This window comes from Sporomusa sp. 246TCP1 (assembly GCF_057319775.1).
In genome coordinates this window covers 3,617,209-3,637,987 of sequence record NZ_CM170492.1, presented here as the reverse complement: position 1 = coordinate 3,637,987, position 20,779 = coordinate 3,617,209, and the positions used below count along the sequence as shown (strand labels likewise).

Here is a 20,779-nt window from a genome sequence, read left to right as displayed (position 1 = left end):
AGCTATCGAAAGGTTGTGAACATAATTGTCGTCAAAGCTAATTAGCGTCATTATCCCGGCATATAACGCCGCCCAAACGATAAAAAGAGCAATTCATTCAGTACTTAATCAATCGTACCGCTGTATAGAAGTCATTGTTGTAGATGATGGCTCAAAAGATGACACAGCTGAATGTGTCAAGTCCTTTGGTGAACAAGTTCACTATATCGCACAGCAAAATCAAGGTGTTAGTGCAGCGCGAAACCGGGGCGTGGAAGCGTCGAAAGGCGAGTGGATTGCTTTTCTGGATGCGGATGATGAGTGGCATTCACGCAAATTGGAAATTCAATTGCAATATAAGGATATGGTTCCTGATGTTGTACTAATTAGCACTGAGGACGTGATTGTTCGTCCAGGACAGAATATAGCCTTTGCTGATATAAAGGAAAAACCGACATTCTATATGTGGGAACATAAGATGTTTTTACGCCGCAACAAAATAAACACATCTTCAGTACTCGTCAAACGCGAAGCCTATCAAACAGTAGGAGGCTTTGATGAATCATTAATCAACGGCGAAGATCGCGACCTATGGTTAAAACTGCTATATAAGTGGAAAGGGATTTGCATAAAATTTCCTTTGGTTAAATATCATCATACTGGTGGCAGCTTATCCCATAACGTGGTACGGCGCTTCAACTGTGACCTCTCGCTGATAAACCACTGGGACAACCGCAAACCTGATAGTCTGGATAGTAACAAGATAGTATCTACGAATGAGTTTTGCAAGATTAAGTATGCTGTTATGTTTACGATGATCTTCAAACTAATGCGAATAGGGCATGTTGCAGATGCCAAAGATTTTTGGCAAAGGCTCTGCGCCTTTCATAAAAAGGAATACTTCTTTGTGCCATGCATACCCTGGCTATTATTTGTAATATTAGCAATGCTGGAGAAAATTCGTAAGCGAGTGAAATATGGAAAAGTAGTGTAACCAATGTGGGCAGTTTCCAAGTTAATTGTAGGATGGAGGTTAATATTTGAGAATACTTTTAATTGGGCCAGCTTTTTTTAATTATTTAGACAGTATTTCTAGAGCGATGCAAGCAAATAATCATTGTGTTACCGTAATTAATCGCAGTAATATCCGAAGACATCAAAATTATATAAAGCGAAGCCTGAATAAATTTAGTTTCTTTAATAATATTTTCCAGAAATCTTCCCGAATATGGAATCAGAAGGTGCTAGACATTTGTGAGCAGTTTCGCCCAGAATTGTGTGTTGTATGCAATGGTGAAAGGCTTTTTCCACAAACCTTGTTATCTCTTCAACGGCAGAATGTCAAATTAGTCCGATGGCTATTTGATGGTATTAAACATATTCCTTCTTTAGCAAATAATATGGAGTATTATGAGCAATGCTTTGCTTTTAATCCACCAGATGTGGACTTTATTTTTAAGACTTATGGCATCCCTTGTGAGCAGCTTCCGCTGGGCTTTGACCCCAGTATATATTATCCTGATGATAATGTTTCGCGAGATATAGATATTTCTTTTATTGGCGGACCAACGCAAAATCGATTGGAAGTACTCCAGCAGGTTGCATTATATGTACAAGCCAAAAAGAAGAAGTTCGTAGTTTACGGAGGAGGATACTGGAATCATAGATGCTTTTGGAATAAAATTCAATTTAAGCAAAGATATAGCCCACTAGATCAGTTTGTTTCCAATAGCATTATTGCTGCGCCTGATGTTGCGCAGATATATAGACGATCAAAAATTTGCCTGAATATCCACATTTCTGATCATGAAGGGATTAATCCCCGTACATTCGAGATACTTGGTACACGATCTTTTGAACTTGTCGACCATAAAACGCATCTTACATCTTTTGTTGAGCCGGGGCGGCATGTGATTTCATATGTCAATCCTAAAGATTTAATAGAAAAAATCGACTTTTATTTAGACGATAGCGAAACGCGGGAAAGGATTGCTGCAGAAGCCTTTCATCATGTTGCCGGGAACTTTACAATTGATAAGATGACAGAATACGTTTTATCAAAAGTATGATGCGGGTAACGGAGAGTACGTTCTGGAGAAGGAAGACTGAGCTTTTCTTAATAGGTATTGATAGATTCAATTATAGAGAGGTATTGTATGAAGATATCAATTGCACTTTGTACGTATAATGGTGATAAATATTTAAAAGAACAATTGGACAGTATTTTACAACAAGATAGAAAGCCTGATGAGGTTGTTGTCTGTGATGATCAGTCAATAGATAATACCTGGGATATTTTGGAGTGCTTTAAAAAAGACGCACCGTTTGAGGTAAAGTTAGTTAAAAATGAAAAGAACCTCGGCTCAACATTAAATTTCGCAAAGGCTATTTCAAGATGTTCTGGAGATATTATTTTCTTAGCAGATCAAGATGATGTATGGACTCCTAATAAAATTGAAGTAATGATGAATATCTTCGAGTCTGATATTAACGTAGGAATGGTTTTTAGCAATGCCACATTGACTGATCAGTATCTTAATCCATATGCAAAATCCCTTTGGGAAAGTGTCGGCTTTAATGAAGTTATTCAGCGGTTATGCATTGAAGGACAATTATGGAGAATATTAGGAAGAAAAAGTTATGTGACCGGGGCGACAATGGCTTTTAGAAGCAAGTGGAATTTCATCATGTTTCCTTTCCCTAATGGTTGGATTCATGATGAGTGGCTTGCTTTTTTATTGGACTTAGTAACTGTGGTAAAGTTTGTGCCGGAAAAACTTATACTATATCGGCAACATCAAAAACAACAAATTGGTGTAAATATAAAATCGAAAAAGAGTTTGGTAGTAAGGTTAAGATACACTGTTTTTCCAGATCTAAGCCGCCATCGATATAAACAGAAAATTAATCATGTAAGTGAAGTATTAGCTAGGATGAAAGACTATGGCCAATTTTTACGTGAAGATGTAATGCTTAAGGAACTGCAACACCAGTTAGATCATTGGTTCATACGATATACTCTTCCTAAAAACCCTTGGAAAAAATGGAATATAATTTATAAAGAAATTATTCATGGAAATTACTGTAGATATTCCAAAAGTAATACAATGGCGATTAAGGACTTATTTGATTAAGTTAGGATGTGTCAAGGGACGGGGTTATTGACAACAATATAACTTCGCAATAAGATAAAACTGGGAGTGAAAATAATGCCGGGAACAGCAAGAAAGAAAAGTAAATGCGGAATTTATCATATAATTATGCGATTGACGATCAAACCAAGCAGTACATTAGGGACGAAGAAGCAAGAGTTGATAATAAAGAAGGTATGTAACTTAAAAAATGCGATAGATTTACAGCAACTTGATTGTCAAATAAGAAATACGTACTTAAGAATGCTTAAGCAGAAATATAACTTATCGATTCGGCAAAGTGAAAGATTTGCTGGCATTAATAGAGGTATTATTTTAAAAGCATGAAAAGGGTGTCGATAACCTCGTCCCCTTGACATTCCAGTCCCCTCGACCAAAGTTTTAGAAGCTGTTTCGATAATTAGCGTTATTATTAGGACTATCGGGTAAAAAGTATTTTTTTACTGCTGGAGGAGAATTTTTGTGGTTGATTTCAAAAATATTCCAATATTTATTATTTCATACAATAGGATTTATGACCTACAGCAACTTATTTTAAGGCTTGAAAAAGATGCCTATACAAATATAATTATTCTTGATAATGCATCAACAGATAAAGCATTGCTAGACTATTTACATAACTCACCATACCAGGTGCATTTATTAAATAAAAACTTTGGTCATAGGGTTTTGTGGCAATGTGGATTGTTTAATGAAATTATTGAAAATAATTATTATGTTTTGACTGATCCCGATATATTACCAGTTGATGAATGTCCCAATAATTATATAGAACACTTTTACAACATCTTACAACTTTATTCGGAAAAAAGGAAAGTGGGATTTTCCTTAAAAATCGATGATTTGCCAGACTTTTTTGTAAATAAATATGATATAATCCGCTGGGAATCATTTTTTTATGACAATGAATTATCTCAAAATCCATTATTTTATGATGCTGATATTGATACAACTTTTGCACTGTATCGTCCTGGATATCCTGAAAATTTTTATAAAGCTATTCGCACAGGATTTCCGTATACAGCTCGTCATTTAGGATGGTATATTGACAATAAAAATTTTTTTAATAAAAATGAAGTATACTTTAAATCGGCAAACTCAAGTTTTTCTTCTTTTGATGATTCTGCAATAAACGGTATTAGGTTTGCAACTATTAGCAAAATACTTGAAAAGCAGCAAAATATTGATTTGTATACATTAAATAAAAGAATAATAAAGCCGAAATGGTTAAAAGAAGTTATAACATTTAAAGCAATTTTTAAAACAATGTTTTTTTTATTATCCAAAAAAATTAGACAAATCTTTAAAAAGTGAAAGAGTACCCCTTTGGTACTATGACAAAGGACAGGGAATTGTCCTGCAAGAAGGAAGACAAAATTTTTGACAGAGGTGGTTGCTGTGCCAAGGAAACCACGAAAGAATATACATCATAATTCTTAACTGGTAAAATCCTGTAACGGACAGGTCCCTGTCCCTTTGTTTTTCCTTTGTTTTTTAAAAAAAGGAAACATGGATGCTGTATAAGACAGTACCAATGCTTCCTTTTTGTTTATATAGCCAAGTTTCTGGTGCATTTGAGTAGAAAACTCGTCCCTCAGTTTAATTCTCTTGCTATAGCAAGAAGCTTAATACTTATTCGTCCAATCAAATCTGATTACCTTTCATGATTCTCCACCAAGATAACCCCTGCATAGCATCAACAAGTTGTTTTTGCTGGGTAAGATCAGGTCTGGGAGCAGCTATCCGGTGGGTTACAGATAACATTTCAGTTTTTGAAGAATCAAATTCTCCTATATTTTCGTTTGTAATCCAGAAAGTGTCGTTGAAACCAAAACTATTTTCCCGGGTAAGACTTTCACCCACAGTATAGTAAACAAAATCCCTGGGAGCGATTAACTCAATTAAAGTTGGTGCAATAGAAATATGTGACCCGGCGACATTATTTGTAAACATATTTTTATTAATTCCAGGACCATATAATATAAATGGCACCGCATAACGTTCATACATTGTGGGATTGGGGATAACGTTAAGGCGATCCGCATGGTCACCTGTGATCACAAACAGACTATCAGGATATTTTTGCTGCATATTGTTAATGAAATTTCCTATCTGCTTATCTGCGTACCAGAAATGTCCTAATTTATTTATTAATTCTTTATTGCCGGTGTCATTTAATCCAGACGTAACAATACTTTCGTCAAAACCTTCCTTGGCTAAGTCTACTGTGAAAGGCGGGTGATTTGAACTTGTTAAAATCACATTAAAACTTGGTTGGTTATCGGCAAATAAGCTAGTAATTGCTGCAAAAAAATATTTATCTTCGCTGCCCCAGGCATTTCCTGATTCATAGTTGAAATCACTGCAAGCGAAAAACTCATCAAAGCCTTGTGCTAACGTAAAGTCTTTAATCCGTTGCCAGGAACCGAAGCCACCATACCAAAAGCGGGTTTTATAACCTAACTGTTTCATTTGCAGTCCAATAGCAGTGGCATAAGTGCCTTTATAGGATTCAGGTTTATAATTGGGATATAAATTTAGGTTGGGCAAACCAGTAACTATCGAATTAACGGCGATTGCAGTTCCTGATCCTGCCGGTAAGAAGGGTTTTACAAGAACAGCGTTATCTTTGTCAAGGATACCCTTAACCTCATTAGCAATATTCAAATCTTTAAATTCTGGCAGTAAAGGCCACTCAGCATAACTTTCGCCAATAATAAGGAAAATATGTGATGGTTTGGGAATCATAGCTCCTTGTGCTTCTCGCTGCAAATAATCTTCAACAGTTGTTGTCATAATAGTATGGCCAGCCAGGATTGTGCCATAGTTGTGCACTTGTTCAGCATTAATGTTCAAATTGGTAGCCTTTTTGAACTTGTTAGAAGTAGAGTATGCGCGGTAAAGCGCCTGGACATCATCTAAAATTGCTTCATTAAGAAAGTTATCTTTGCTGACAGCAGCGTTTTCCCAGTGAATAGAATTCGCATAAGTCAAACTTCCTCCAAAACGGGTGAATATCATAAATAGGGCAATGCATATAATTAGCAATGTGCGAAAACAAGTTTTGGCCAAGAGACCGGTTAACTGAGGTAAGCGAATAGTCTTAGTTTGCAGCCATTTTTTTAGAAGATAACTTAGAATGAACCAACAACAAAAAATTGAAAGCAATTTTAAAGGTATATTATATTCATGCCAAATAGTAATTAATAAAGCACCTACGTCATCATTAAAGGTATTAAAGAGAAAGGGACTAAAAGCAACATGAAATACTTCATAGTATGGTATTCTAACCTGGAACAGAAAGCTTAGTATAAAAATATAAAGCGATCCGAAAATGAACCTGATTTTTTCAAACTTAGAATTGTTAAATAGGGTAACCAATATTGAACTAAATAAGAATGATAGTAAGACTACTATGCCTGTACTTTTTAAACTAATACGCAATCCGTTATACAGGGCTGCCAAGATATCGGCAAGGCTAGTTGATGGTTCCAGGTAATTGTTCAGAATCAAAATAAAATATAATCTAAATAAACAAAATACCGCGAGTAGATAAACATATAATTTTAGATCATATTGAACCTGCTTAGAAAAAATATCCCATCTAGACATTATTTTGGCCAGCCTTTCAAGTTGATTCTCTTATACAATGCAATATTTTACACCACATTCTGGGAAAATCAAATACCTAATTTTGATTCTAATGCTCCAAAAAAAGAACCAATTATACCAAAATTGTTTCTAATGAACATCTTGTAGGGTATACTTATTCAACGTAAAAGAAATTATCTAGAGACAATTCTTTTTGCGTGGCATGCTTTGCTAAAGAGTATACTTTCGGATACTAGCGCAAAGTGCTAATTCATTTTATTATTATATTGGTCACAAAGACAGGGCGAATACCAGATTGTTAAGGATATTTAGGAAATATTTGAAAAAATGGTTGAAATTATACTTTGTGATTGCTATAATAAATAATCACAGAACATAAGTCCTGGGTATTTATTAAAAAAAGGTGGTTATTAAGATGGGCGATTCACGTATAACTAGTTTGATTGCACAACTTGAGAAGTTAGACTATCTCCCATACCAAATACAAGGGATTATACGGGAAATAATTAATGGTAATAACCTTGACAACATCACCGCCGCTCAGGCAGACCAGATTGTGGAGCAATTGGAGGAATACATCCTGTTTGCTAAGAAGTGTAAGAAAAAGAATAATACAAAGGGCATGGAGAATCCGCCTCGACTGTAAGTCGGGGCGTTTGTCAGTCCACCTTACTTAGTCCATAGAAATAGGTAAATAATTCCTTACAATTTAAATTGACGTTTAAAAGGAGTTAGCTAACAAATGTAGAAATTGTATTAAATCAGTGATAGATAGAATGGAGGATAATGCGTGAGAAAAATTTTCGGTCTCATCATCTTAGCAATGGTTACTATAATTTTTAGCAGTTCCCCTGCGTTAGCTCAAAACTATCAACTTGGTCCTGGCGATGTTTTAGAAATTAGTGTATGGGGATATGAAGATTTGCAAGTAAAAGAAATTGCGGTTAGACCAGATGGAATGATAGCTTTCCCACTGGTAGGCGAAGTGCAAGCTGCTGGCCTGACATCAGGCGAGTTAAATCAAACCATAACCAGGCTACTTAGCAAGTATGTAAAAAATCCTACAGTAACGGTAAATATAATGAAGTTTAGGACAACAAGGGTATATGTACTGGGTGAAGTAACAAAGCCTGGTATGTATGAACTGGAAAAGCAGCATAACTTGCTGGATGCTGTGGGTATTGCCGGCAGTTATACCAAATACGCGGCGAAGAAAAAGGTTTTCGTAATAAGTAAAAATCAGACAGAAAAACCCCGGCAAGCTAATCTGCTTCGTCTGATGGAAAAGGGCGATATGTCGCAAAACTATGAGCTTGCCGACGGCGATGTTGTTTATCTCACAAATAATAATCGTATCGATTTTGCCAGAGACATTTTGCCTTGGGTTTCCGCAATGTACCAGGTAAATGAGATGAATAACGACTAATCAGATACATAACTACTATTAAATCTTGGAGGCTAACCAGTGGAGGAAACAACCTTAGATCTAAGAGATATCATTAAGACACTTAAAAAGCGACGCAAGTTAATAATTAATACATTTTTGTTTTTTGTTATTACGGCTATTGTCGTAAGCTTCCTAATCCCTCCAACTTATGAGGCGGAGACTGCGCTTCGAATTAAGCAGCCTAAGGGATTGGCGGATTCGTTGCTCGGCGACTTACCTACCGGAAACCCGATGGGTACGAAACAACTGATGTCCACTTATGCGGAGATATTGAAAAGCCGGACAGTAATACAGGAAGTCATTGATAAAACCCAGACAGATAAAGAAGAACTGCCTACCTATGAAGACTTTTTGAAACGGATTACTACCCAGCCTGTTAAAGATACCGAAATCCTGGATGTAAAAGTACAGGCAAAATCTCAGGAAGAGGCGCAAACGGTGGCTAATACCCTGGTACAAGTCTTTCTTGACCGGTTGACTAATTTAGTTCGCTCCGAGCAGTCGCGGGTTAGGGAGTTTATCGGCGGCAGGATGAAAGAATCAAAGCAGGAACTTGAACAGGCTGAGAACCTTCTGCAGAAATACAAGTATGAACAGAAGATCGTATCCCCGTCGGAAGAATCAAAAGCTATGGTGGAAAAACTTGCTGATATCGACAAACTGGCGGCGGAAAATAAGGTAGCCTTGGCTTCAGCTCAAGCCAAAAAGGGCAGCACTAGCCAACAAATAGGGCAGCAAAAGCCGGGGTTTATTGCAGACAGCACGATAATTCAGCAATATAAGGGTAAGTTGGCAGACCTGGAAGTGCAGCTTGTAAGTGAATCTCAGAATTATACTGACAAACACCCTAAGGTAGTTGCTTTGCAAGCCGCTATTGCAGAAACCAATGCTAAACTTAATGAAGAAATCACCCGTGTGGTAAATGCAGAAGCCCCCTCAATGAACCCTATTCACCAAGGATTACTGCAGTCGCATTTACAAGCTGAAGCCGAAATCGCTGTTGCCGCTGCTCGCAAACAAGCCATTGATAAAATTATGGCTGAAAGGGAACAGCAGATTGTTAAATTACCTGCCAGAGAGCAAGGACTTGTCAAAGTAATGCGTGATGCTAATGTCGCTCAGGAAATATATATTATGCTGGCTAAACGCTATGAAGAAGCACGTATCAGTGAAGTTATGGAACCCACCGATGTGCAAATCATTGATGAAGCCACATTCCCTGAAAAACCTATCAAACCCAAGAAGCTGCTGAATACATTGATTGCAGCCATTTTAGGGATCTTTGTCGGTGTTGGATTGGCATTCTTATCCGAGTATATGAACAAGACCATTCGTACAACTGACGATGTGAAACAATATCTTGACCTACCAGTGCTTGGCAGTATTCCTGACTTTGATAGTGATGTCAGGCAACCAAGTGCCAGTTGGGTTAAGCGGTTTAGTAATTTAATTGGCAGTAAAAAAGAACATCAGGGATAAATAACAGAAACCATCAATGAGGTGAATTATGGCTCAACAACGTAAATTAGTCGTATATGAAGATGCTAAGTCACCAATCGCCGAGGCATATCGTACTTTGCGGACCAATATTCAATTTGCTAAAGTTGATAGTGATTTACGCACAATCATGTTCACTAGTGCCGGTCCAGGCGAAGGCAAATCTACGACAACTGCCAATACAGCAGTTGCGATTGCACAAACCGGTAAACGAGTTATTATTGTAGACTGTGACTTGCGAAAGCCTGTACAGCATAAAATCTTTGGCAAGCGGAACCGCGGTGTAACGAACATACTTGTCGAAGAACTCACAGTGAAAGATTTGGTACAAGATACAGATATTGATAATTTACAAGTACTTACCAGTGGACCAATACCGCCAAATCCTTCCGAACTTCTAGGTTCTTCTAAAATGCAAGAACTTATTGTTTCCTTGCAGGAATTGGCTGACATCGTAATCATTGATGCTCCGCCTACTGTGGCTGTTACCGACGCGTGTGTGTTGGCTTCGAAAGTGGATGGCATTGTACTTGTCTTAGATTCAAAAGAAATCAGACCTGAGATGGCACAAAAGGCCAAGGAATATTTACTTAAGGCAAATGGGTGCATACTTGGAGTAATCTTAAACCGGGTAGAAATTGAGGAAGAGCACGCTTATTACTATTATTATTATGGTGATGCTAAAAAATCAAAATCGAGAAAGTAAGGTAGTGATATATTCTAATGTGACGTAAATTTGTTTCATTACTAGGTATTGTTAGCGGGGAAAAAGCTGCCAAGTAGAGGCAGTACTTGAAATTATGAAGGTGAGGCTGGAGTGATTTATGAGACAGAAAGTAATATTAATGTGTTTAATAATGATGGACATCATCATAGTTGCTGCAGCTCCGTTTATTGCACTAATTCTTCGGTTCGAAGGGGTGGTGGAGCAAAATTATTACAGTTTATTTCTAAGCTTTCTACCAGAAATTATTTTGCTACGACTGCTGACATTTTATGCTTTTGGACTCTATCATCGTTTGTGGCGTTATGCGAGTATCAGTGAATTGCTGGCAATTATCAGTGCTGTAAGTATAAGCTCGCTGTTCATTACGGTCTATATGTATGTCACTGGCGCGAATATCCCGCGCAGTATTCCCTTCCTTAACTGGATCGTCGTTATTTTGTTAATTGGTGGTAGTCGGTTGTGTATTCGTGTATTGCATTTTATGCGTACAAGCAGCAAGCGGCAAGCTGTTACGAGGACGCTCGTTGTCGGTGCCGGTGATGCCGGGGCTATGATTGCCCGCGAAATTGGGCAACGCTACTATGATACTAAGATGCTTGTCGGTTTTATTGATGATGATGGTTATAAAGTGAAGAAAAGTTTGTTTGGCGCGACCGTGCTGGGAAACCGGCAAGATATTGAGCGCATTGTGAATAAGTATCAAGTGAATGAAATTATTATTGCGATACCTTCCCTGAAAGGAGCAGAACTACGGGCAATTGTCCAGGTCTGCAAGCTGACAGGTTGCAAGGTTAAGACGGTTCCGGGAATTTATGAGCTGATTGATGGTAAAGTTACCCTACAGCAATTAAGAGATGTGGATTTAGAGGACTTATTACGACGTGAACCAGTCAAGCTTGATCTTGACCAGATTGCTAGTTATATACGAGGCAAGCGGGTACTGGTTACCGGAGCCGGCGGCTCTATTGGCTCAGAACTATGCCGCCAGCTTACTAAGCTTGACCCAAGCCAACTAATCTTGTTAGGCAAAGGCGAAAATAGTATCTACGAGATTGACCGGGAATTGCGTGAAAAATATGGCAACCTCAAGCTAGAGCCGATTATTGCCGACGTGCGGGATGAGAGTAGGATCAACCAGTTGTTTGACCGTTTCAGACCACAGGTAGTTTTTCATGCCGCTGCCCATAAGCATGTTCCCTTGATGGAGGCGCAGCCAGAGGAAGCTGTTCGCAATAATGTATTTGGGACCAGGAATGTAGCGGAAGCTGCCTGCAGAACAGCTACTGAAATGTTTATTATGATCTCGACCGACAAAGCAGTAAACCCAACCAGTGTCATGGGGGCAACCAAGCGGGTAGCTGAGCTTATTGTCCAGTCCATGAACGGAAAAGGACGAACCAAATTTGCCGCAGTGCGATTTGGTAATGTTTTAGGAAGCCGGGGCAGTGTTATTCCGCTATTTAAACGCCAGATTGCCAAAGGTGGTCCAATTACTATCACCCATCCGGATATGAAACGCTATTTCATGACCATTCCCGAAGCAACGCAACTGGTACTGCAGGCCGGTTCCATGGCCCAGGGGGGAGAAGTCTTCGTCCTTGATATGGGTGAGCCGGTGAAGATTGTCGATATGGCGAGAGATTTGATTGAGCTATCTGGCTTGGTGCCGGGGAAAGATGTGGAGATTAAATATACCGGGCTAAGACCGGGGGAGAAGTTATTTGAAGAGTTGCTGACTGCAGAAGAAGGAACAAGTTCGACCCGGCATGAGAAGATTTATGTGGCGAATCTTAAGTTGGTAAATGAAAAACGTTTACTGAAAGCTTTGGCATCATTGCAGACAGGAGTACATACAGGTGATAATATTGTCCATATCATTGAAGAGATTGTACCGTCGTATCGGGTTACCAGGGAGAAAGTAGCTCGCGAGAATGGTAAGGTTGGTGAGTGTGGGGTGGCAAGACGATCTGAAGTTAGTCTTGAGGAGTATCATGTTGCGGTGGAGGTTTGATTGAGGAGCGTAAGTCGCAGGGGATTTACGCTATGATATGTTTGAACCATATTCAATTATAAAAGTGAGGTGAGGTCCAGTGAGTGTTAATGAATTAAGAAACATACCCTTCTCCCCGCCGGATATTATCGATGCGGAGATTGCAGAAGTCATACAAGCAATGAAATCGGGTTGGATCACCACCGGGCCGAGGACAAAGCTCTTTGAGCAAAAGATAGCTGAATATGTTGGCGTAAAAAAGGCGGTCTGTCTCAATTCTGCAACGGCTGCTATGGAACTTACACTCCGTATCTTAGGGGTCGGTGTCGGTGATGAAGTAATTACCACAGCGTATACATATACGGCATCTGCTTCTGTAATAGACCATGTCGGTGCAAAAATCGTGTTGGTTGATGTGGCGCCAGATTCTTTTGAAATGGATTATTCTAAACTGGCGGATGCGATTACTGAGAAAACCAAGGCTATCATTCCTGTGGATATAGCGGGTAAGATGTGTGACTACGATACGATATTGAAAATCGTAGAGAGCAAGCGAGGGATGTTTAAGGCAAGTAATGAATTGCAACGGATGTTTAATAGAGTGATCGTGATGGCTGATGCTGCGCATGCTTTTGGGGCTGAGAGAAACGGTGTTAAGTGTGGTCAAGTAGCTGATTTTACTTGTTTCTCTTTTCATGCCGTGAAGAATTTAACAACGGCTGAAGGCGGAGCTGTTGTATGGCGTGATTTAGATGGATTGGATGATAGAAATGTTATAAATAATGAATGGCTCTATAACCAATTCATGCTCTATAGCTTGCACGGGCAGTCTAAAGACGCTTTGGCCAAGGTACAGAAAGGAGCATGGGAATATGACATCGTATATCCTGCTTACAAGTATAATATGACCGATATTTTGGCGGGGCTTGGTTTGATACAATTGAGCAGATATGATGGCTTGCTGAAAAGACGACGAGAGATTGTTGAGAGGTATGATAGGGTATTGCACCCATTGGGAATTCAGAGCTTGCAACATTATGGTGAAGGTTTTGTCTCCACCGGGCATCTTTATTTAACAAGGATACCAGGGATTGATGAAACGGATAGAAATGAAATCATTACAAAAATAGCCGAAAATGGAATTGCTTGCAATGTACATTATAAACCGTTGCCTATGTTCACTGCGTATAAGAATTTAGGTTTTGACATTAAAGATTATCCGAATGCCTTTGATATGTATAAGAATGAAATTACACTTCCGCTCCATACTTTGCTTAGTGATGAAGATGTAGAGTATGTGAACGAGAGTTTTAAGAAGGCTATAGGTGAGGTTTTAAATAAGCGGCTATAAAGGTATAAATAAGGTGAGATAATGTATAAGCGTTGCTTAAAACGAATATTTGATTTGGTTTTATCGATAATTGCCCTGCCTTGTTGGTTTATTATATTGTTTATTATTGGTCCAATTATCTATTTTCAAGATAGAGGTTCGATTTTTTATAACGCACCACGCCTTGGTGAAGATGGAAAAATATTTGAAATGTATAAATTCCGTTCTATGAGAATGAATGCCCCAGATATAAGAAATGAAGACGGCTCTACTTTTAACTCACAGGATGATCCAAGATTAACCAGCATAGGAAAGTTTATCCGTAAGACAAGCCTTGATGAGACACCGCAACTTCTAAATGTTATTAAAGGAGATATGAGTATTATTGGTCCTAGACCTGATTTACCGGAACATCGTGAGCTATATGAGGATAATGAAGAGCGTAAGTTAGAAGTTAGACCAGGGGTTACTGGTTATAACCAAGCTTACTATAGGAATACGGTGCCGTGGAAGGAACGCATTAAGCACGATATTTATTATATTGATCACATGTCTTTTTGGTTTGATATACAGATATTGTTAAAAACGTTTGTGGCGGTATTGAGACGTAATGATATTTATGTAACTGATAATGGTACTAAGACGAATATGAATTCTGGCGTAGACAGGTAGAGGTGGATTACTTGTGAAAGATAAAAATAAGGAAAATGCAGTAACCTTTTATGACTTACTATGGGATACTGATTTTTTTGGTGTTACTTGTGCCAAAGCAGTGTTAGATAAATCTTTGACTCTAACTGAATGGAATACCTTAAAAAAAAAATTTAAAGATTATCAATTTGTTTCAATCGAGAATTGCAATTCAGAACCTGCTAATACACAATTGATTGGCAAAGATACGTTAGCGTTTTTGGCCGATGTAAATATACAGTTTAAGAAAAAATTAGAAAGTCCGGTTGTAAAATCAGAAAATATCAAGGTTTTATCAGCTTTAGAGCGAAATGAACGAATCATTGCAATGGGAGAATTCCAGTTTTCAAAGTTTACAGAAGATCCCGAACTGAATAAACGAGCTGGTGATCAAGTTTATCGACAGTGGCTGATAAATTCCTTTGGGAAATCAGATAAATTTTATGCTTTATCTGAGGATGGGAATGGTGAATTTAATGGGTTCTTACTACATTCATATTCAAAATATACTTGTATAATTGAACTGATTGCTGTATCGCAAAATTTGGCTAAAAGTGGTATTGGAACAAGGTTATTCAAAGCGGTAGAATATGAAGCTTATCAACGTGGCTGTGATGAAATCAGAGTAGGTACCCAGGTACGAAATATGGGTGCGATTAACTTTTATCATAAGCTTGGATGTAAGCAGGTGGGGTGCCATCAAGTTTATCATTTATGGAATATGTAAAAACACAATAGAAATGTTTTTACATATCTAAGGAGACTAAATAATTGAGAGTATTATACATTGCTACTTCATTTCCAGAACCGGATAAGGGAGCAACAATATATACAGATTTAGCTGAGGCGTTATATGAGGCTGGTCATGAGATGGTAGTGGTTGTTTCCGAGCAAGCAAAGAATAAGAGACATACAGCAATAAAAAAAGAACGTGGCTTTGATGTGCTTCGGATTGTTACGGGCAACTACTACGATGTTGGTCTAATTGAAAAGGGCATAACTACTTTGAAAATTCCAATACTGATGCGATATGGCATAGCAAAATATCTAGGGAAAAGATCGTTTGACATGCTTTTATTTGAAGCACCTCCCGTCACAAATGCTGGTTTGGTAGCATGGGCCAAGAAAAAATATAATTGTCCGGCTTATTTGATGCTCAAAGATATTTTTCCGCAAAATGCAGTTGATTTAGATATTATTAAGCGTAATGGCCTATTATTCAGATACTTCACAGCGCAAGAAAAGAAGTTATATAAAACCGCAGATTTTATAGGTTGTATGTCTCCTGCTAATAAAAGCTATATAATCGAACACAACTCATGGTTGGATAAAAGAAAACTAGAAATATTTCCAAATACGAAGAAAATTACTAATAATATTGAATTTAGTAATTTTTCTATGCGAGAACGCTATGGCATTCCCACTAATGCATGTGTATTTCTTTTTGGAGGAAATATGGGAAGGCCTCAATATATAGATCTTTTGTGTAGTGCTGTAGAAAAATGTAAAGATGAGAGCGAAATCTACTTTCTCTTTATTGGAAGAGGAACTGATCGATATAAACTAGAACAGACCATCAGAGAAAATAATGTAAAAAATGCTCTTGTAATTGAAAATCTACCGAGAAATGAATACGAACAAATAACAAAAGAGTGTGATGTAGGTTTAATTGTACTTGATCCACGATTTACAATCCCTAATTACCCATCGCGAATTTTATCATATATGGAATATGCAAAGCCGATACTGGCAGCATTAGATAAGGCAACTGATCTTAATAATTTAATTGAAGATGCTCAGTGTGGTGAGTGGGTATGGTCAGGGGATACTGAAGCATTTGTGGCAAAGATAAAAGAAATGGTTGATAGGAAAGAACTATCGATTAAAGGACAAAACGGGCGTAAATACATTATGGATAGCCTTAATGTTGGGCTTTCAGTAAAAATTTTAGAGCAACACTTCAAATAAGTTGAAAGGGGTGATTATATGTTTAAAGACAAAACGTTACTCATTACTGGAGGCACTGGCTCATTCGGAAATGCAGTACTAAGACATTTTCTGAGTACAGACATTGGTGAGGTTCGGATATTTTCCCGTGATGAAAAGAAACAAGATGACATGCGCAAATTTTACAAAAATAACAAAATTAAATTTTATATAGGCGATGTTCGGGATTTGGCGAGTGTAAAAAATTCCATGTATGGTGTAGATTATATCTTCCATGCTGCTGCCTTGAAGCAGGTTCCTTCCTGTGAATTTTTTCCAATGGAGGCGGTGAGAACAAATATTATCGGTACTGACAATGTGCTTACCGTTGCTATTGAAGCAGGGGTGAAAAAGGTAATCTGCCTGTCTACTGATAAAGCAGCATATCCGATAAATGCAATGGGTATTTCTAAAGCGATGATGGAAAAAGTATTTGTCGCAAAATCTAAAACGGTAGATCCAGCTAAAACCCTTATATGTGGTACACGATACGGCAACGTCATGGCTTCCCGTGGATCTGTAATTCCATTGTTTGTTGAACAGATAAGAAGCGGACAACCATTAACTGTTACTGATCCCAAAATGACTAGGTTTCTTATGAGTCTTGATGAGGCTGTCGAGCTTGTAGTCTTTGCTTTTGAGAATGGGAAAGCTGGCGATATCATGGTGCAAAAGGCTCCAGCTTCTACAGTGGGTGACTTAGCTCAAGGGCTAAAAGAGTTATTTAGTGCTCGTAACGAAATTAGAATCATTGGAACGCGTCATGGCGAAAAACTCTGTGAAACTCTTCTTACAAGGGAAGAATATGTTCAGGCTATTGACATGGGTAACTTTTTTTGTATTCCTGCTGATACAAGAGATTTAAACTATGATCGGTACTTCATTGATGGTAGTGAAACACTATCGACAGCAGAAGAATATAACTCTCATAACACTATTCAGCTTACAGTGGAGCAAGTAAAAGAAAAGCTGATGACACTAAGCTTTATTAGGGAAGAACTTGTACGAGGGGTTATTTCATGAAAATATTAGTAACTGGTGCAAAGGGTTTCGTCGGGAAAAATTTGATCGCCGAACTTAGGAACAGAGGGTATGTAGATATATTGGAATGCGATATTGATACCAATCCTATAACCCTTCATGAATACGCTGAGACTTGCGAGTTTGTATATCATTTGGCAGGCGTTAACAGACCTCTAGATGAAAAAGAATTCATGGTAGGTAATTTTGGTTTCACATCAGAATTACTAAACCTTCTTATAAAATATAATAATCAGGCACCTATAGTTATAACATCATCGATACAAGCTAAACTTGATAATCCATATGGAAGAAGCAAGAAAGCTGGAGAGGAATTGCTGTTCTCTTATGCCAAGGAAACAGGGGCAAAGGTGCTCATTTATCGACTGTCAAATGTATTTGGAAAGTGGTGCAGACCCAATTATAACAGTGCGGTAGCGACCTTCTGTTATAACATTGCTAATGGACTACCAATTCAAGTAAATGACCCTACTGTAGTGATGAATTTGGTTTATATCGATGATGTAGTGCATGAATGTATCAACGCTCTTGATGGCCTAGAAAACAAAAAAGACAGTTTCTGTTATGTTGAACCTGTCTATACTATAGAGCTTGGAAGGATAGCTGATTTAATCAATTCCTTTAAGGAAACCCGAGAGACAAAATACATTCCGGATATGTCGGATGCATTTACAAAAAAACTGTATAGCACATATTTAAGCTATCTAAAGACAGGAGAATTTAGTTATCCCTTAAAAACGAATATTGATCATAGAGGCTCATTCACTGAATTTATTAAAACAGCGGATCGGGGGCAGGTATCTATTAATATTTCAAAGCCTGGAGTTACTAAGGGCAATCACTGGCACCAAACCAAAAATGAAAAGTTTTTAGTTGTTAGTGGTGTAGGAGTAGTTAAGTTTAGAAGGATTGATAGTGATGAAATAATTGAGTATCACGTAAGTGGCGATAAACTAGAAGTTGTAGATATACCGATAGGCTATACTCATAATATAATCAATACTGGAAACGCAGATATGGTCACTGTAATGTGGAGCAATGAGCCTTTTGATCCTTCAAAACCGGATACGTACTATTTGGAGGTGTAAGATCTATGGAAAAACTAAAGGTTATGACTGTGGTTGGCACTAGACCTGAGATTATTAGACTGTCAGCAGTTATGAATAAATTGGAAGAATCAGAAGCAATTGAACACATATTAGTCCATACGGGACAAAATTATGATTATGAATTAAATGAAGTTTTTTTTAAAGATTTTGATTTAAAAAAACCAGACTATTTTTTGAATGCTGCTACTGGTACAGCAGTAGAAACAATAGGAAATATATTAGTGAAGATTGATCCTATTATTGAAGATATAAAACCAGATGCATTTCTAGTTTTAGGAGACACAAATAGTTGTCTTTGTGCAATTGCAGCAAAAAGGAGGAAAATCCCAATCTTTCATATGGAAGCTGGAAATAGATGTTTTGATGAAAGAGTACCAGAAGAGACAAATAGAAAAATTGTAGATCATATAGCCGATATCAATTTAACCTATAGTGATATAGCTAGAGAATATCTGTTAAAGGAAGGAATACCTGCGGATAGAATAATCAAGACTGGAAGTCCAATGCTTGAAGTTCTAAATTCAAGAAAGGAAGATATTCTCAATTCAAATGCATTAGAGGGACTTGGTCTTGAAGAAGATAAGTATTTTGTAATATCAGCCCATAGAGAGGAAAACATTAATTCAGAGAGAAATTTTCGAGATTTAGCAGATAGTCTCAATGCGATTGCAGAAAAGTACAATATGCCCCTAATAGTTAGTACCCATCCAAGAACTAGAAACATGATTGAATCAAAAGAAATTGAGTTCAATCCTTTAATCAAAATACTAAAGCCATTAGGATTTAATGATTATGTAAAGCTTCAGATGAATTCAAAAGCGGTTCTAAGTGATAGTGGAACTATAAGTGAAGAATCTTCTATTTTAGGGTTTAAAGCGCTGAACATAAGACAAGCACACGAAAGGCCGGAAGCGATGGAAGAAACATCAGTAATGATGGTTGGTCTTAAAAAAGAAAGAATATTTCAGGGGTTGAAAGTTTTGGAAACTCAAAAAAAGGACACATTGAGATTAGTTGGAGATTACAGTATGCATAATGTATCTGACAAAGTACTTAGGATAATTATTTCATATACAGATTATGTAAATAAAGTAGTTTGGTGTGTTTCGAAAAATGTATAAGAAGAATAGAAAGATCTTGTTGATATCTCCAATACCTCCTCCTGCAGGAGGTATTGCTTCCTGGACGAAACGTTATCTGGAATGGTCAAAAAACAACAAAATCGATGTTGATATAGTTAATACAGCAGTTATTGGAAAACGAGCAAAACTAATCAATACAAATAGAAGTATTTCAGACGAAATTATAAGATCGTTTAAAATTATTAGAGAACTCGGAATTAAAATAAAGCAGTTTGATCCCGCAATTGTTCACCTAAATATTTCGTGTGGTAAATTTGGAATTATACGAGATTATTTATCAGCTTTATACTCTAAGACAAAGAATCTTTCGTTAATCGTTCACTTTAGGTGTAATATTGAAGATCAAATTTCTGAAAAGAGTATACAAATGTTTTTTCTTCGGCAGATAGCTTCAAAAGCTGATTTAATATTGGTACTAAATACACCGTCAAAAGATTATCTAGCGCGGATAACGTCAAAAGAAGTACAAATAATACCTAATTTTGTTGAAGAAAGTTATGTACTAAGTACTCCCAAAATAATTACATCTTCGGTACAAAAAATAGCATTTATTGGGCATGTACAGATAACTAAAGGGGTACTTGAAATTATTGAAGTCGCAAAGAAAAGACCTAATATAACTTTTAAATTAGCAGGACCCATTTCAGAAGAAATAAAAAATATTGAACTACCTAGTAATCTTTTTATGTTGGGACCCATCGAAAGAGAAGCGGTTAGGAAGTTACTAAATGAAACCGACGTATTCTTATTTCCTACTTATACAGAAGGATTTGCCAATGCACTATTAGAGGCAATGGCTATGGGGGTTCCTATAATAACTACATCTGTAGGCGCTAATGTTGATATGGTTGAATATTTTGGTGGAATTATTGTTCGAAAAAAGAATGTTAATGATATAATCGAAGCGATTGATAGATTAGAAAACAAAAGTTTTAGAGAGAATATTTCTAAATGGAATATAAATAAAGTTAAAGATAATTATATTATTGATTCCGTTATGTCAAGAATGATATCGATTTATGATTCTCTAGTTTAAGCTAAAATGAGATAAGATAATAGTAGTGAATCCTTAAATTG

At 37.3% G+C, this 20,779-nt stretch carries 19 protein-coding genes; 18 read left to right on the top strand and 1 reads right to left on the bottom strand.

Going from position 1 to position 20,779, the window contains the following annotated elements; genetic code table 11:
• The first annotated feature begins 25 nt into the window (after positions 1-25).
• The 5 genes from AC1ECB_RS17215 to AC1ECB_RS17195 all read left to right on the top strand — a co-directional run bounded on the left by AC1ECB_RS17215 (position 26) and on the right by AC1ECB_RS17195 (position 4,445).
• Entirely contained in the window at positions 26-973 is a 948-nt protein-coding gene (locus tag AC1ECB_RS17215; RefSeq protein WP_485664923.1) for a glycosyltransferase family 2 protein, read from the top strand.
• Positions 974-1,019: 46 nt separating this feature from the next.
• Positions 1,020-2,048, top strand: coding sequence for a CgeB family protein (locus AC1ECB_RS17210; protein WP_485664922.1), 1,029 nt, complete (start codon positions 1,020-1,022; stop codon positions 2,046-2,048).
• An 87-nt stretch (positions 2,049-2,135) separates the two neighbouring features.
• A complete protein-coding gene (locus AC1ECB_RS17205; protein ID WP_485664921.1) occupies positions 2,136-3,113 on the top strand; it encodes a glycosyltransferase family 2 protein in 978 nt (325 codons plus the stop codon).
• Between the two features lie 75 nt (positions 3,114-3,188).
• Entirely contained in the window at positions 3,189-3,458 is a 270-nt protein-coding gene (locus AC1ECB_RS17200) for a hypothetical protein (protein ID WP_485664920.1), read from the top strand.
• A gap of 135 nt (positions 3,459-3,593) precedes the next feature.
• Positions 3,594-4,445, top strand: coding sequence for a glycosyltransferase family 2 protein (locus AC1ECB_RS17195; protein WP_485664919.1), 852 nt, complete (start codon positions 3,594-3,596; stop codon positions 4,443-4,445).
• A gap of 330 nt (positions 4,446-4,775) precedes the next feature.
• Here AC1ECB_RS17195 and AC1ECB_RS17190 read toward each other — a convergent pair whose 3' ends face one another.
• On the bottom strand, positions 4,776-6,125 hold the full coding sequence (locus AC1ECB_RS17190; RefSeq protein ID WP_485664918.1) for an LTA synthase family protein: 1,350 nt from the start codon (positions 6,123-6,125) through the stop codon (positions 4,776-4,778).
• 1,033 nt (positions 6,126-7,158) lie between these two features.
• Here AC1ECB_RS17190 and AC1ECB_RS17185 point away from each other — a divergent pair.
• From AC1ECB_RS17185 to AC1ECB_RS17125, 13 genes are all read left to right on the top strand, one after another.
• Positions 7,159-7,389, top strand: coding sequence for a hypothetical protein (locus AC1ECB_RS17185; protein ID WP_485664917.1), 231 nt, complete (start codon positions 7,159-7,161; stop codon positions 7,387-7,389).
• A 144-nt stretch (positions 7,390-7,533) separates the two neighbouring features.
• Positions 7,534-8,169, top strand: coding sequence for a polysaccharide biosynthesis/export family protein (locus tag AC1ECB_RS17180; protein ID WP_485664916.1), 636 nt, complete (start codon positions 7,534-7,536; stop codon positions 8,167-8,169).
• Between the two features lie 39 nt (positions 8,170-8,208).
• On the top strand, positions 8,209-9,669 hold the full coding sequence (locus AC1ECB_RS17175) for a GumC family protein (protein WP_485664915.1): 1,461 nt from the start codon (positions 8,209-8,211) through the stop codon (positions 9,667-9,669).
• A gap of 28 nt (positions 9,670-9,697) precedes the next feature.
• Positions 9,698-10,393, top strand: coding sequence for a CpsD/CapB family tyrosine-protein kinase (locus AC1ECB_RS17170; RefSeq protein ID WP_485664914.1), 696 nt, complete (start codon positions 9,698-9,700; stop codon positions 10,391-10,393).
• 118 nt (positions 10,394-10,511) lie between these two features.
• Positions 10,512-12,425: a polysaccharide biosynthesis protein gene (locus tag AC1ECB_RS17165; RefSeq protein ID WP_485664913.1), complete on the top strand. Its 1,914-nt coding sequence runs from the start codon at positions 10,512-10,514 to the stop codon at positions 12,423-12,425.
• A gap of 79 nt (positions 12,426-12,504) precedes the next feature.
• A complete protein-coding gene (locus AC1ECB_RS17160) occupies positions 12,505-13,755 on the top strand; it encodes a DegT/DnrJ/EryC1/StrS family aminotransferase (RefSeq protein WP_485664912.1) in 1,251 nt (416 codons plus the stop codon).
• 21 nt (positions 13,756-13,776) lie between these two features.
• Positions 13,777-14,406 (top strand): sugar transferase, encoded by a 630-nt coding sequence (locus AC1ECB_RS17155; RefSeq protein WP_485664911.1) that lies wholly within the window; start codon positions 13,777-13,779, stop codon positions 14,404-14,406.
• Positions 14,407-14,419: 13 nt separating this feature from the next.
• Positions 14,420-15,151, top strand: a complete 732-nt coding sequence (locus AC1ECB_RS17150; RefSeq protein ID WP_485664910.1) for a GNAT family N-acetyltransferase — start codon at positions 14,420-14,422, stop codon at positions 15,149-15,151.
• A gap of 44 nt (positions 15,152-15,195) precedes the next feature.
• A complete protein-coding gene (locus AC1ECB_RS17145) occupies positions 15,196-16,392 on the top strand; it encodes a glycosyltransferase family 4 protein (protein WP_485664909.1) in 1,197 nt (398 codons plus the stop codon).
• Between the two features lie 18 nt (positions 16,393-16,410).
• Positions 16,411-17,433: a polysaccharide biosynthesis protein gene (locus AC1ECB_RS17140; protein WP_485664908.1), complete on the top strand. Its 1,023-nt coding sequence runs from the start codon at positions 16,411-16,413 to the stop codon at positions 17,431-17,433.
• The gene (locus AC1ECB_RS17135) at positions 17,430-18,539 is read left to right on the top strand and encodes a capsular polysaccharide biosynthesis protein CapF (protein ID WP_485664907.1); all 1,110 of its coding nucleotides are present in this window, start codon (positions 17,430-17,432) and stop codon (positions 18,537-18,539) included. Before AC1ECB_RS17140 ends, AC1ECB_RS17135 begins: the two co-directional genes overlap by 4 nt.
• A gap of 5 nt (positions 18,540-18,544) precedes the next feature.
• Positions 18,545-19,681 (top strand): non-hydrolyzing UDP-N-acetylglucosamine 2-epimerase, encoded by a 1,137-nt coding sequence (gene wecB, locus AC1ECB_RS17130; RefSeq protein WP_485664906.1) that lies wholly within the window; start codon positions 18,545-18,547, stop codon positions 19,679-19,681.
• Positions 19,674-20,738, top strand: a complete 1,065-nt coding sequence (locus AC1ECB_RS17125; protein ID WP_485664905.1) for a glycosyltransferase family 4 protein — start codon at positions 19,674-19,676, stop codon at positions 20,736-20,738. Before wecB ends, AC1ECB_RS17125 begins: the two co-directional genes overlap by 8 nt.
• Positions 20,739-20,779: the final 41 nt, after the last annotated feature.